We start from the raw sequence: 13,967 nt of genomic DNA on the forward strand, positions 1-13,967 counted from the left end.
CGAAGCGCGCCGACCGGCGTGCGGTGATGCCGCGGGGGTCACTGAGACCGGGGAAGCCAGTGGGTTCCTTCGAGAGGTGGCAAGGCTATGGGTCTGATGCTGGGCTGGGCATTGGCGGTCGTTGCCGCCGTGGTGGCTGCGGCAAGTCTGGTTCGGCTGGCGTCGGCCGACGGCCTGGAGCGCTATGAGGCGGCCGCCGAGGGAACGATGGCCGCGGGCATGGCCGTCATGTCCGCACCTCCGACTGCTGGCGCATATGGGGAGCAGGGCATCTGGTGGGCCGCGGTTTTCGCGGCATTCGGACTTGGCGGAGTGGCTCTTTCCGCGCGCCATGCGGTCCGGGGCGGCGGTTGGCGGCATCTCCGCCGCCACGGCGTCCATCACGCGATCGGCAGCGTCGCCATGGTGCTGATGACCCTGGCTATGCCCGGAGCCACGTCGGGAGCCTCCTCCGGGCCGGCGCTTGCCCTGGCGGGTTCCTCTGCGCACGGCATGCACGGCATGGGGTCCATGCACGGATCCGGCATGGGGTCCATGCATGACATGCCGGGGACGGAAGGGATGCACGCTCACGGCATAGCGGGAGTCGCCGAATCATCAGGTGCCGTCCTCGCATGGCGCACGGCCTTCGGCCTTCTGGCTCTGTACTTCCTGGTGTCCACGGTCTTGGTCGTGCGGGCCCGTTTGCGAGGCGGTGGCCGACCGGTGCCTACGGCTGGTGGCAGGGGGCCCCGGCACCGTCGGCCCCGCCGGAGCCGCATGGGACTCTCCGCACCGAACGCCGCCCTCGCAGGACACGTCGGCATGGGCGGTTCCATGGCGACGATGCTGCTGATGATGGCTGCGTGACAGACCCGCAACCAAGGCTGGACGGGGCGCACTTCGCACATTGGTATCTCCGTTGGGGTGCGCTGCCAGATTGACGGGGGCGGAAGCCCTGGCGGCTTCGGGCCCGGGGCGCAGTGACGCGGGAATGTCCCGCGGTAGCCGGGCCCCCGGCTTCCGGTCACTGTGCGGGGCGGTGACCAGCCAATCCGACGATGCGGCGGCCGGGCCGGGGACGAGGATCGCGGTGGCCAGTCCGTACAACGGCAGTCCGGCGCAGCCCCGGCGCAAGTCGAAGAAGGACCAGGCCAGTACGCATTGTGGGGTGGCGGGAACGACGAGGCCGTCGGACTCATGGCAGAGCCACCATTTCTCGTGAGGCCGAGACATCCAGGACCGCTGCAATGACCCGTACGGGGTAGGGGCCCCTTATCCTGATATAGATACATGCGCACCTAGATGCTTGGCTGGGTTGGGGCGAGGGCGTTCCGTTCCCGGTGCGCACCCCAGAGCGCCGACGTCCTCGGCCGAAGGCGGCGGAGGTGCTCGCCGAGCGGTTCGCCGGGAGCCCATCATCATCCTGGCCCTCACCACGGTGTTCCCTGAGGGATCGCCGAGCGCCGGTCGGAGACGAGGTCCCGCCACCGGCCCTCACCACCAGCTGTCCACCCGACAGCTCTCCAGGGCTCACCTGTCCAAGGAGGAGTGACCGTGCATCACCACGCAGAACGTCATGGTGGAGGCGCGCCTCGTCGCGAGGTTCCTGATAAGGAGCGCAGCACAGTCGTTCTCGATGTGCGCGGTCTGGCGTGGGCGTCGCAGCAGAGCACTGTGGTCGCCGTCCTGGGGCGGCGGCCTGGCGTACTGGAGGTCGAGGTCAATCCGGTCGCGCAGGCGGCGACGGTGGTCTTCGACCCACGGCGTACGTCGCTTGCCGAGCTGCGCCGCTGGGTGGAGGAATGCGGCTACCACTGTGCGGGCCAGTCCGTGCCCTCTCATGTCTGCGACCCGATGGCCGAGCCGGACCCGGCCGCCGAAGTCGCCGGGGATCGGCACGCGCCTCACGGGCCTGCCGCGCGGGTGGTCGCTCCGGTCGCGTCGGCGGAACGCGCCGAGCACCTCGAGCAAGCCGCGCCCGAGGTCCCCGCCGAGGCCGAAGAGCAGCCGTCGCCGCACGAGCCGATGGGGCGCGGCCACGAGGCCATGTCCATGGCTGCGATGGTGACCGACATGCGCAACCGCTTCCTGGTGGCGCTGCTGTTCTCCATCCCCATCGTCATCTGGTCGCCGATCGGCGAGGACGTCCTCGGCATCGACGCCTCCGTCCCCTTCGGGCTGCGCCAGGACGTGTGGGCTCTCCTGCTGAGCCTGCCGGTGATCTTCTACTCGTGCTCGATCTTCTTCGACGGCGCCGTACGGGCCCTGCGCGCCCGCACCCTGGACATGATGGTGCTGGTCGCGGTAGCCGTCGGCTCCGGCTGGCTGTACTCCCTGATCATCACGCTCACCGGGGGCGGGGACGTCTTCTACGAGGCGGCCACTGTGCTGGCCTCGTTCGTGCTGCTGGGCCACTGGTTCGAGATGCGTGCCCGGGGCGGCGCCAACGACGCCATCCGCGCCCTGCTCGATCTCGCCCCGCCTCAGGCTCTCGTCGTACGAGACGGGGAGCCGGTCGAGGTGCCCACCGCCGAGGTCGTGGTCGGCGACCTGTTGCTGGTCCGCCCCGGAGCCAAGATCGCCGTCGACGGGATCGTGGAGGAGGGGGAGAGCGAGGTCGACGAGTCGATGGTCACCGGTGAGAGCCTGCCGGTGCACAAAGCCCCCGGGGCGCAGGTCGTCGGCGCGACCATCAACGCCAACGGCACGCTTCGCGTGCGCGCCACCAAGGTCGGCTCCGACACCGCGCTGGCACAGATCGTCCAACTCGTTCAGGAAGCCCAGAACTCCAAGGCCCCCGGTCAACGACTCGCCGACCGGGGCGCGTTCTGGCTGGTGTTCGTCGCCCTGGTCGGCGGCGCCGCGACGCTGGCGGTCTGGCTGCTGGCCACCAACCGCCCGCTGGGCACTGCCATGCTGTTCGCCATCACCGTCGTCGTCATCACCTGCCCGGACGCCCTGGGTTTGGCCACTCCCACGGCCATCATGGTGGGCACGGGACTGGGAGCCAGACGCGGCGTGCTGTTCAAGAACGCGGTCGCCCTCGAGGATTCCGCACGTATCCAGACCGTGATCATGGACAAGACCGGCACCCTGACCAAGGGCGAACCGGAAGTCACCGACGTGGTCACGGCACCTGCCATGGACGAGCGCGAGTTCCTGCGGCTGGTAGCGGCGGTCGAGCGCGAGTCCGAGCACCCGCTGGCCGAAGCCGTCGTACGGTACGCCGAGGCGCACGCCGTGGACAGAGTGAGCGCCCGGCACTTCGAGAACGTCCCCGGCCACGGCGCGATCGCCGTCGTCGACGGCCACCGGGTCGCGGTCGGCAACCGCAGACTGGCCGAGCGCGAAGGCATCGACCTCGGCCAACTGGCCGCTCGCCGTGAGGAGCTGGCCGCCACCGGCCGTACCGTCGTCATCGCCACCGTCGACGGACAACCGGCAGGCCTGATCGGCATCGCCGACGCGCCCCGCGAAACCTCGGCGACCGCCGTAACCGAACTCCACGCCCTCGGCGTCGAAGTGGTCATGCTCACCGGCGACAATCAGGCAACCGCCGAGCGCATCGCGGAACGCCTCGGAATCGACACCGTCATCGCCGAGGTTCTGCCCGCCGACAAGGCGGCCAAGGTGGCCGAACTGCAGAGCGGCGGCCGCAAAGTCGCCATGGTCGGCGACGGTGTCAACGACGCCCCGGCCCTCGCCCAGGCCGACCTCGGCATCGCCATCGGCGCCGGCACCGACGTCGCGATCGAGACCGCCGACCTCGTCCTGATGCGCTCCGACCCCCTCGATGTCCCCACAGCGCTGCGCATCGGCCGCGGCACCTTGCGCAAGATGCGGCAGAACCTCGGCTGGGCCATCGGCTACAACGCCATCGCCCTGCCCATTGCCGCGGGCGTCTTCGAACCCGCCTCCGGCCTGGTGCTGCGACCGGAGATCGCCGCCGTCTCCATGTCCGGGTCCAGCATCATCGTCGCCGTCAACGCCCTTGCTCTGAAAGGGCTACGCCTGCCGGGCGCGGCGCCGTCGCCCGCCGACCAGCCTCTCGCCCGAGCCCTGTGACTGGCCACGAGCACAGGCTTGAGCCTCACCCGGCTTCTTTGCGGGCAGCCGGGATGCGAGCCGGTGACCGGCGCCGAGCTGCTGAGCTGAGCTGATCGTCGAGGCCGGGGCCGGACCTGCGTTACCGCGCTGGCCGCTGCGCCTGCGATACCGCCTGGATGCCAAATACCTCTCCCGTTACCGAACTGGTCCCGGAGCCACACGCCCCTCCCGGAAGAACCTCTACCACCGTTTTCGGAGCGCCGATCGGATCGCGCATGGATGCGGGCGCGGTCAGCCGGAGGGGCGGGCGTTGGGGGTCTCGCCCGACCCTCCGGCGCGTAACCGTCCGTCAGGCCGTCGCGGGCTGTGCCTCACGCACAGGCGGTGCCAAGCGGCCGGTGCGGTGCAGCCCGTACAAGGCCGCGGCGCAGGCCAGGCCGAGCGTGAACAGCGCGATCCACGGGAGTGCGGACATGCCCGCCGCACGGGCGGCGTCGAGGGCCGCGCCGGTCAGCAGGTTCCCGAGCGTGATGCCGACACCGCAGATGGTGTTGTACAGCCCGTAGTGGGTGGCGACGAGGCGGTCACCCGACAGACGGACGATCATGTCCATCTCGAACGGGTAGGCGATCATCGTGCCCACGGCGAGCAGAAATGCCGCCAGTGTGGGCGGCACGGCTGCCAGCAGCCATAGGCCCGCTCCGCCGCCGGGGACGGGCACTGCCGTGGCCACCAGCATGGGCACGAACGCCACGCCCATGATCAGCAACCCCCAGGTGAGCGCCCGGCCCGGCTCCATCCGCGCCTTGCACCAGGCGGTCACCCTGGTCTGGCCGAGGATCGTGCTCAGCCCGGAGACGCCGAAGAGCGCTGCCATCGCGGCAGTGCCGAAGTCCCCCTCGCCGCCCACGCGCCGTACTTCAAGCGGCAGGGCCAGATAGACCTGGAACATCATGACGTAGGAGCCGATCATGGCCCCGGAGAACAGCAGGAACGGCCGGTTGGCCACGACGCCGCGCCACTGGGACAGCACGCTTTCCCGCTCGCCGTCCTTCCGCTCCTTCGCGTCGTCACCCCGGCGGGACGGGAGCGCCCGGATCTGCACGATGCTCAGCAGAGCGAAGATTCCGGCCGAGACCAGGCAGGTGACGCGGAAGTCGACGCCGGTCAACACCATGCCCACCAGCGGGCCGAGAAGGATTCCGGCCTGGTAGAAGACGTTGAACAGTGCGAACGCCTCGACCCGCCGCTCTCCTGCGTCCGCGGCGAGGTAGGCCCGGACGGCCGGGTTGAACAGCGCTCCGGCCAGTCCGGTCGCCGCGGACGCGGCCAGCAGGGCTGGCAGCGAATCGACGAGCCCCAGGGTCGCGAAACCGACGGTGCGCAGCACACACCCCGCGACGATCAACGGCTTGTAGCCGAGCCGGTCAGCCAGCGTGCCGCCGACGAGGAACATGCCCTGCTGGCTGAAGTTGCGCACGCCGAGCACGAGCCCGACGAGCCAGTCGGCCAGCCCGAGCGTTCCTGAGAGGTGTGCTGCCAGGTAGGGCATCAGCATGTAGAAGCCGAGGTTGATGGTGAACTGATTCACCATCAGCAGCTGGACGCTGCGGTCGTACGAGCGCACCTGCGCGACAGTCCCCTTCACCGGCCCTCCCTTTCCGGCACGTTGGACTGAGCGAGCTGCCCGACGGCGCCGCTCTCCACCGGCCCGTCGGATTCCGCTTTGGATTCAGCGAGCAGATCGACCACCTCGGCCTCCTCACAGGCGTCGGACAGGGTGAGTGGGTCGACGACGTTCTCGCACCGCGTCCAGCGGCTGACTTCTTTCTCGTCCAAGCGGCCGATCACCTCTGGTTCGAGGGCCGGTGGCGAGTCGAGGAGGCCTAAGGCGGCGCAGTAGTCGTCGTCGTAGACCGTGCCGAGATAGCGCTGAGGGCCGTCGGGGAAGATCGCTGCGATCTTCGTGTCCGCGGGCAGGGTACGGGCCAGCCATCCGGCGACTGCGGCGACCGCCCCTACGCTCCACCCACCGGTGGCGTAGTGGGATGTGGCGAGCCGGCGGCAGGTCCACACGGCCTCGGCCGGTGCGACCCAGTGGACCTCGCTGAAGTTCTCGTAGGCGACGTTGCGAGGGTAGATGCTCGAGCCCAGGCCGCGCATCAGCCGGGTACGGACGGGCTGCCCGAAGATGGTCGAGCCGATGGTGTCGACGCCGACGAGCTTCATCTCCGGGTAGAGGTACTGCAGGACGCGGGATACTCCGGCAGAGTGCCCGCCGGTTCCCACGCTGCACACCAGTACATCGATGGGGCCCAGTTCGGACGCAAGCTCCAGCGCCAGCGGGGTGTAGGCGGCCACGTTGTCGGGGTTGTTGTACTGGTCCGGGCACCACGAGCCGGGGTGCTGCTCCATGAGCTGGGCCACCCGGTCGCGGCGCGCCTGCTGCCAGCCGCCGGCGGGGTGGGGCTCCGAGACGACGTTGACCTGGGCCCCGTACGCAGTCAGCAGCCGGGTCATGGACAGTTCCAGACCGGGGTCGGTGACCAGGGTGACCGGGTGGTTGTAGACCATGCTCGCCAGGGCCAGGCCGAGGCCGAGGGTGCCGCTGGTGGATTCGATGATCCTGCCGCCCGGGCGGAGGTCGCCGCGGGCACGGGCTTGCTCGACCATGTGCAGACCGGGGCGGTCCTTGATCCCGCCGGGGTTGAAGCCCTCCAGCTTCGCCCAGAACCCACGACCAGCGGGGGCGAAGGGCTCGGAAATCCGGAGAACGGGGGTCTTGCCGACGAGCCCGGAAAGGGCAGAGCGGGCGGGGGGTGTGATGTCAGTGGTGGTATGCGAGTGCATCGATCCGCTCTCGTTCATTGGTGGCGTGACGGGAGCTCATCTCGCGTGCTGTCCCGCGGAGGACGGGGCAAGCGCCTCCGCCTCCGTGGCAGCGCGCGGCAGCCGCTGTCGCAGGGCCGCGAAAGCCCCGGTCTAGATCCGCCACCGACAGACGAGGGAGAGAGTGGACCGGCCTGAACGCCGTATCCGGGATCTGCCGGCGTCCGGCCGTGCTGCCTGCAGCGGAACGGCCGAGGCGGCGATCACTCCCGATGCCACTCCGGCCAAGGCCGCCTCGTCCGTGAACACATGCCTCCCTTGCGGCAGCACTTGGCCGACTGAGTACGCAGCGCAAGCAACGCCGGGGTGTGGATGCGGCCCGTGGGACATCTCCCGCTCGACGCCTTCTGCCGCAACCCGGAGGTGGCCGGACGACGCAGGCGTCCGGCCGTGCGTATGGCTGTCATGGTCATGTACGACAGAGCAAAGGAACGCCCACAGCAGCAGACCGCCCAGGACGAAGGCCATCAGCCGGAGCAGCCACGAAGCGTCGGCGGCGGAGCGGCCGATGTAAGGGCGAGAAAAGGGGTGGAACGGCATCGTCCCTCCGGGTAGCAGCCGCTTCCCGTGGTGGGGGAGAGGCGGCAGACAGAGATCAGCAAGTCCCAGGCAGGGACCGGGAAACAGATCCCGCTCAGCGCTCGGAAGCACGGCGTACGGGGTCTGGGTGCCGGGAACTGGCCGCACTTGGCCGACCCACCTGGCCGGCGGGGGCTGTCGATTCTCGGGAGACGGCGACCAGTCGGGGACGCCGGAATCTAGACCTGCTGAACTACCGAGTCTCTTGAACCCGTCAATGGAGGAACGCCCGACTCGGGCCGGGACGGGCCTGATTTCCCCACCGCGTCGGCGTGCGTGGGCGGTGCCCAACCCACGGTCGCCTGGCATGGAGCGTCCAGATCGGGGCCTTGCTGAGGCTGGCCGGACACGCATTCCTGAGCCGGATGGGAAGAGCCGTCACCATGGCGATCGTGGCGGTCGTCGGCTGCCGCGGCTTCGGGCGGCTCGTACGCGACAGCATCGCCGTGCCGCCGAGGTAGCCGGCGTCGCGACAGGTGACGGCCTCGCCGCGCAGCAATTTCGCAGAGGACTTGATTCCGGACTGGGCTTCGGTATCAGCATGATGGGCCGTGTGCGCGGATGCGAATGGCGCCTCGGGTGCCGAGAACGGGAGGGCGAGCAGGACGGCGGCGAGGACCACAAGCGCGGTCCGGGCCCTCGCACCTCGGAACATGCGCCGCTCCAGGAAGTTTGCTCCTCTTGTGCGTGCCAAGTGTTAGGAAGTGCTCTTGCGGTATCCGCCCTTCGGCGTCTCAGCTCTGATCAGCTCGTCGAAGGGCAAGTCCGAGGCCAGGACGGACACTCCACGGTCGCAGAGCCGGTCCGCGAGCACGACGAGCCGCAGAACCTCGGCTGGCCGGCACCGGGCGACGTTGGTGCTCCCCGGCATGGTTGCGGCCCGGCCGATCCTCAGCGTGTTGCGGTCCCGTTCTCCTGTGCGCTACTCCTCGCGTTGATGTACACGCACGGGTCAGTGGAGAGAGCGCCGCGGGCCATACGTACGCCCATGCGTCCACCTCGGTGGCCCTGGACTCTGAGGAGGCCGTTGTGGCCGGGCACAGCTACGACAGGCCCGACTCGCACTCCGGCCAGTGGCACGCCGATCGTCACGATGTCCCGGTGCCCGACAGCAGACTGCTGCGTTGCCCCGTGCGACGCTCCGGCGGTTCGGCCTCCGCACCAGCGAGGAGCCCGGGTCACGAAGACGGTCACCACCATTGAGCCGAGGGGCCCCGCTCGGTGAACACCCTCGGCGCCGCGGATGGTGCGTGCCGCTCTCTGCCTCCAGCAGTGAGGTGAGGGTTGCCCCGCCGTCATCGGGTCCGTGGATACCGCTGGCCGCACGACGGCCTTGGTGTCGCCGGTCCAGCCTCGAAGGCCGCGCGGTGGGCGCGGGCGAGAGAGGCGTACAGCGGGTCTCGGCGGGCCACGGTGGTGGCGTGTTGCGGCTGCGGCGGCGGCCAGGGCGTCGGAGGGCGCGGGGGCGATCGACGCCGCGTAGAGACTGCCGCTCCGCCGAGGACGACAGCTGGCCTCGGGGCGGCCCTGGGCTCTCCTCCCCGGCTACCCCCGACGGGGAGGAGGAGCCCAAGTGAGAACGACCCGCGCGGATAGGAGGTCGACTCCCCGGAGGCGTTCGTCGCGGGCCGGCATCACCTGCTTCTCCTCCGGACCGGTGGTCTTCTCCTCCGGACCGGTGGTCTTCTCCTCCGGACCGGTGGTCTTCTCCTCCGGACCGGTGGTCCTCGGCCTCCCGGCCCAGGGAGATCCAACCTGACGGCCCGCGCCCGGCCCTGGAGAGCTGGCAACCCGGGCAAGTGCGCGTCGCTGAGACTCTCGACCCGCGACCGGTCCTGGAACGCTCTGGCGGGCTGTGGACCGCCGTGGACCTCAGTGAGCCGTGCACCGTGCGCATTCGGGCGTGGACATGGACTGAATCACGCTGACGCGCCATGGCAAGTATTAACATACCGGACGTCTCGCGTTCCCCGTGTTCTGTATCAATGACCTGCGTGCGAGGGAGAAGCGCATGACCGAGACACAGTCCGCAAGGAATGGGAAAACCACGACCGGGTCGGCGAGTGCCCCGCACCGATTGCCTCGTCATCATTCCGGGGCCACGGCTGACCTTCGGCGTACCGGGATCAATCCGAATTTCTGGTACCCGGTCGCTGTATCGGGGAGCGTACCGAAGACCAAGACGTTCGCTGCCACGTTCGCGGGTGAGCGGATCGCGTTGTATCGCGGTGAGAGCGGCACGGTCTACGCATTGGAGGACCGGTGCGCCCACCGCCAGGTACCGCTGAGTATGGGCGTCGTGGAAGGTGAGGCGCTCCGCTGTTGCTATCACGCCTGGGCCTACCGCGGGAACGGCCGCATCTCGCAGATCCCATATCTCCCCAAGGGCGTCGACCGGCCGCCGCGCGGTGTGCGCGCCTATCCGATCCGCGAAGCCTACGGACTGGTGTTCGTCTTCCCGGGCGACCCGGAGAAGGCGGCCACGACACCGCTGCCCGAGTTGCCGGAGTTCGATTCCGTCAGGCATAAAACCATGACGTTTTCGCGCACCGTGCACTGCCACTACTCATTCATGCACGAGAATTTGCTCGATATGAACCACCAGTTCCTGCACCGGGGCATCCTCGGCAGGATCCAGCCCAAGCTCCTCGGGTACGACACCGGTCCGCAATCCGTAGAGGCCCGGTATCTGTTCACCCACGTCGGCGGGAAAAAGAACCGCGGCGCTGGTCTGCTCGCCGCCGGTGGTGCCGGGGGCGGCAAAAGGCCCGACCTCGTCACCATCCGTACCGAGTACCCCTACCAGACCCTCCAACTGGTCCCCGAAGACGCCGAACTCCCGGCGTTCTCCCTCTGGGCGGCCTACGTACCGGAGGACGTCGAGCAGCGCACCAATCACGCCTACGGTCTGCTCATGATTGAGAAGCCGCCGATCCCCGGCGCCCTGCACCTCGCCTGGCCGTTCATCCGGCGCTTCACCGAGCGGGTGTTCGCCGAGGACCGGATGGCGGTTGAAGCCGAGCAGCTGGCCTGGGACGAGCAGGGCGAGGACTGGAACCAAGAGGTCTTCCCACTGATCGTCGATGTCCGCGATGTGTTGCGCACCAACGGCGTCCCCATCCGTCCGGAATCCGCCCTGTGCGGCGCCGCCGCGTTCTGCAGCAACTCACCGCCGGCCAGCGCGGCACCACACGTCGAACCGAACCAGCCGGGCTGACCCGGCTGCACCACCGCCACCCTGCGATCCAGCCGGCTCACCGTACGATCCGTGGTCCGCTTCGGGGACCGCGACTCCGATCGAGTATGACGCGCGCCCAGCCGCTCGGCGGCCACCCGGCAGCCCTGGGAGCGTTGAACTGCATGCGCTGCACAGTGGGCCGTCGAGGCAGACACGGCCACCCTTCCCCTGCGTCAGACGTGCTGAGCGCAGCTTCACTGATGCTTCCTGGCAGCCAGTTACGTGACCTTGGAGATTCCCCGTACACTTAGGCTCACCTAAGTTCGCGATCACCACGATCTCCGTCACGTCGGAATGGATGCGATGTCAGCTGCCACAATCAGCAGCCCAAGAGGTGCTCTGATCAGCCGCCGCATCGGCTGGACGGTCGCGGCCGTCGTCGCGCTGCTGCTGGCGGTGCTGCTCAGCCTTGCTGTCGGTGCGCGCCAGATCGCCCCGAGCGAAGTCTTCGAGGCCTTGCTGTACGGCGGTACGAGCGAGGCTGCCGAGGTCGTACGGTCCCTGCGGGTGCCCCGGACCCTTATCGGCCTGATAGTCGGTGCGGCGCTCGCCCTGGCGGGCACGGTGATGCAGGGCATCACCCGCAACCCCATCGCCGACCCCGGTGTCCTCGGCATCAGCCAGGGCGCGGCGGCGGGCGTGGTGCTGGCGATCGCGTTCGCCGGGGTGCACACCCTCACCGGCTACGTGTGGTTCGCCTTCGTTGGAGCCGGAGTTGCGTCGGTGGCCGTCTATGCCGTCGCCTCCAGCGGGCGCGGCGGGGCGACCCCGGTGAAACTGGCCCTGGCCGGTGCCGCCATCAACGCACTGCTCATCTCGGTCATCCAGGGAATGTTGACGACGGACGCCGCCACGCTGGACGAGTTCCGCTTCTGGCAGGTCGGCTCGATCGCCGGGCGGGACGCGGTGGTTGCCGGTCAGATCTGGCCGTTCCTCGTCGTGGGTGCGGTACTGGCGCTGTCGGTGGCGCGAGGGCTGGACGCCCTGGCGCTGGGCGAGGACGTCGCCAAGGGGCTCGGGCAGAAGGTGGCGAACGTACGGATCGTGGGCGGCATCGGCGCGACGGTACTCACCGGCGTCGGGGTCTCGGCCGCCGGGCCGATCGCGTTCGTGGGCCTCGCGGTACCGCACATCGCGCGCGCAATCGTGGGCACCGATCACCGCTGGGTGCTGCCGATGGCGGCACTGCTCGGCCCCGTCATGCTGCTCGTGTCGGATGTCATCGGCCGGGTCGTCTTCCCGCCGAGCGAGGTTCCGGCGGGCGTGATGACGGCCCTGATCGGGGTGCCGTTCCTTATCGCCATGGTCCGCCGCAAGGCGGTGAGCGCATGACGGCCTCTCTTACCGGGCGCCCGGCGGCAGTACGCCCCGCCGGATACGGGCTCGTCAGGCGCGGACGTGGATCCTTCCTCGTCCATCGGCGCGCGGCAGTCGCCGCGTGTGCCCTCGCCGTGCTGACGGCGGCCGTGTCCTTCGCGTACCTGTGCCTCGGCGAGACCTCCGTCGCACCGGGCGAGGTCGTGAACGTGCTGGCCGGCCGGCCCTCGTGGGGCGAATTCCTCGTGCGCGAGCTCCGGCTGCCGCGGCTCGTCCTCGGGTTGATGGTCGGTGCCGCCTTCGGCGTCGGCGGCGCGCTGATCCAGACCGTCGCCCGCAACCCGCTCGCCAGCCCCGACATCATCGGCGTCTCCCAGGGCGCGAGCGCCCTGACCATCGGTGCGCTGACTTTCGGCATCGGCTCGTTCAGCATCCTGCCGTACTTCTCGGTCGCGGGCGGGGTGGCCGCCGCCACGCTCGTCTACCTCTTCGCCTGGCGCAGCGGGCTGCATGCGGCGCGGTTCGTACTCATCGGCATTGGCATCGCCATCGCACTGCGGTCCGTCACCCACCTTTTCATCACCAAGGGCGAGTATCTGGTCGCCCATCAGGCGCAGGTGTGGCTGACCGGCTCACTCAACGGGCGTGGCTGGGACGAGGCCACACCGCTCGGCTGGACGCTGCTCGCCCTGGTGCCCTGCGTGGTGTGGGCCGCGCGGGCGCAGCGCAGCGTCTCCTTCGACGACGACACCGCCACCGCGCTGGGCGTACCGCTGCAGCGAACCCGGTTCGGGCTGGCGCTGCTGGGCGTCTTCCTCGCGTCGGTGGCGACGGGCGCGGCCGGTCCGGTGGACTTCGTGGCGCTGCTCGCCCCGCAGATCGCCCGTCGGTTGACGGGCACGGCGCAGATCCCGCTGCTGTGCTCGGCGCTGCTCGGTGCGCTGATCGTGGTGGCCGCCGACTTGCCGGCGCGCCTGCTGTTCGCGCCGGTCGAGCTGCCCGTGGGAGTGCTGACCGCCGTCATCGGTGCCCCGTATCTGATCTGGCTGATCGTCCGCGGCCGTACTGGAGGAAGAGCGTGACCGAGAGCAGGCTCACAGCCCGCGACCTGACCCTGGCCTATGAGGAGCGCACGGTCGTGGAGGACCTCGACCTGGAGGTCCCGCACGGCCGGGTCAGCGTCATCGTCGGCCCGAACGCCTGCGGCAAATCAACGCTGTTGCGGGCGCTCGGACGGCTGCTCAGGCCCCGGCGCGGCTCGGTGCTGCTCGACGGTACGGAGTTGGGCCGCATACCCACCCGCACGATCGCGCAGTCCATCGGACTGCTTCCGCAAACCCCGGTCGCGCCGGAGGCGATCACGGTCGCCGATCTCGTCTCGCGCGGCCGCCAGCCGCACCAGCGCTGGTGGCAGCAGTGGTCGGAGGAGGACGAGCGGGCGGTCACCGACGCCATGGACCGCACCGATGTGACGGCGCTCGCCGAGCGGCCGGTTGACGAGCTGTCCGGCGGCCAGCGGCAGCGCGTGTGGATCGCCATGGCGCTCGCCCAGGAGACCGACCTGCTGCTCCTCGACGAGCCCACCACCTATCTGGACATCTCCCACCAAGTGGAGGTGCTGGACCTGGTGCGGCAGCTCAATCGCGAGCGCGGCCGGACGGTCGTCGCGGTGCTGCACGACCTCAACCAGGCGGCGCGTTACGCCGACCATCTCGTGGCGATGAAGGCGGGACGGATCGTTGCGCAGGGATGCCCCTCGCAGATCGTCACGGTGGATCTGGTACGCGACGTCTTCGGTCTCGAATCGGTCGTGGTTCCGGACCCGGTGACCGGCAGCCCGCTTGTCGTCCCCGGCAGCCCGTGGCAGGCGGACGCCCCTGCCCCTGCCGTCGCGGCCTCGGCAGAGGTGGGCTGA

Annotated in this window: 8 protein-coding genes and 1 pseudogene; 6 read left to right on the forward strand and 3 right to left on the reverse strand. The window is 69.6% G+C overall.

Features of this window, described 5'->3' with window-relative positions; all coding sequences use genetic code 11:
- Positions 1 to 96 precede the first annotated feature (96 nt).
- Together ACTWQC_RS17525 and ACTWQC_RS17530 are read left to right on the forward strand one after the other, a co-directional pair.
- Complete coding sequence (locus ACTWQC_RS17525) at positions 97 to 849, forward strand: DUF5134 domain-containing protein (RefSeq protein ID WP_443316726.1); 753 nt, start codon at positions 97 to 99, stop codon at positions 847 to 849.
- A 687-nt stretch (positions 850 to 1,536) separates the two neighbouring features.
- Complete coding sequence (locus tag ACTWQC_RS17530; protein ID WP_443316633.1) at positions 1,537 to 4,047, forward strand: heavy metal translocating P-type ATPase; 2,511 nt, start codon at positions 1,537 to 1,539, stop codon at positions 4,045 to 4,047.
- Between the two features lie 331 nt (positions 4,048 to 4,378).
- On the opposite strand, the gene ACTWQC_RS17535 is transcribed toward ACTWQC_RS17530, so the two are convergent.
- From ACTWQC_RS17535 to ACTWQC_RS17545, 3 genes and pseudogenes are all read right to left on the reverse strand, one after another.
- A complete protein-coding gene (locus tag ACTWQC_RS17535) occupies positions 4,379 to 5,677 on the reverse strand; it encodes an MFS transporter (RefSeq protein WP_443316634.1) in 1,299 nt (432 codons plus the stop codon).
- Entirely contained in the window at positions 5,674 to 6,879 is a 1,206-nt protein-coding gene (locus ACTWQC_RS17540) for a PLP-dependent cysteine synthase family protein (RefSeq protein WP_443316635.1), read from the reverse strand. Before ACTWQC_RS17540 ends, ACTWQC_RS17535 begins: the two co-directional genes overlap by 4 nt.
- Positions 6,880 to 8,206: 1,327 nt before the next feature.
- Positions 8,207 to 8,323: pseudogene (locus tag ACTWQC_RS17545) on the reverse strand (cell division protein ZapE); the annotation flags it as partial.
- Between the two features lie 1,185 nt (positions 8,324 to 9,508).
- On the opposite strand from ACTWQC_RS17545, the gene ACTWQC_RS17550 reads away from it, so the two are divergent.
- The 4 genes from ACTWQC_RS17550 (at position 9,509) to ACTWQC_RS17565 (ending at position 13,967) form a co-directional block, all read left to right on the forward strand.
- Positions 9,509 to 10,714 carry a Rieske 2Fe-2S domain-containing protein gene (locus ACTWQC_RS17550; protein ID WP_443316636.1) on the forward strand — a complete coding sequence of 402 codons (1,206 nt, stop codon included), beginning with the start codon at positions 9,509 to 9,511 and terminating at the stop codon, positions 10,712 to 10,714.
- Positions 10,715 to 11,038: 324 nt separating this feature from the next.
- On the forward strand, positions 11,039 to 12,067 hold the full coding sequence (locus ACTWQC_RS17555) for a FecCD family ABC transporter permease (RefSeq protein ID WP_443316637.1): 1,029 nt from the start codon (positions 11,039 to 11,041) through the stop codon (positions 12,065 to 12,067).
- Positions 12,064 to 13,134, forward strand: coding sequence for a FecCD family ABC transporter permease (locus ACTWQC_RS17560; protein WP_443316638.1), 1,071 nt, complete (start codon positions 12,064 to 12,066; stop codon positions 13,132 to 13,134). Before ACTWQC_RS17555 ends, ACTWQC_RS17560 begins: the two co-directional genes overlap by 4 nt.
- On the forward strand, positions 13,131 to 13,967 hold the full coding sequence (locus tag ACTWQC_RS17565; protein ID WP_443316639.1) for an ABC transporter ATP-binding protein: 837 nt from the start codon (positions 13,131 to 13,133) through the stop codon (positions 13,965 to 13,967). The genes ACTWQC_RS17560 and ACTWQC_RS17565 overlap by 4 nt, the downstream gene beginning before the upstream one ends.

The sequence above is a fragment of the Streptomyces sp. 8N616 genome (assembly GCF_052246385.1).
GTDB lineage: Bacteria > Actinomycetota > Actinomycetes > Streptomycetales > Streptomycetaceae > Streptomyces.

What these genes read in the sequence shown, in the direction of transcription:
- ACTWQC_RS17525 (WP_443316726.1), top strand. Translation starts at nt 97, where the DNA reads ATGCTGGGCTGGGCATTGGCGGTCGTTGCCGCCGTGGTGGCTGCGGCA.
- ACTWQC_RS17540 (WP_443316635.1), bottom strand. Translation starts at nt 6,879, where the DNA reads ATGCACTCGCATACCACCACTGACATCACACCCCCCGCCCGCTCTGCC.
- ACTWQC_RS17550 (WP_443316636.1), top strand. Translation starts at nt 9,509, where the DNA reads ATGACCGAGACACAGTCCGCAAGGAATGGGAAAACCACGACCGGGTCG.
- ACTWQC_RS17555 (WP_443316637.1), top strand. Translation starts at nt 11,039, where the DNA reads ATGTCAGCTGCCACAATCAGCAGCCCAAGAGGTGCTCTGATCAGCCGC.
- ACTWQC_RS17560 (WP_443316638.1), top strand. Translation starts at nt 12,064, where the DNA reads ATGACGGCCTCTCTTACCGGGCGCCCGGCGGCAGTACGCCCCGCCGGA.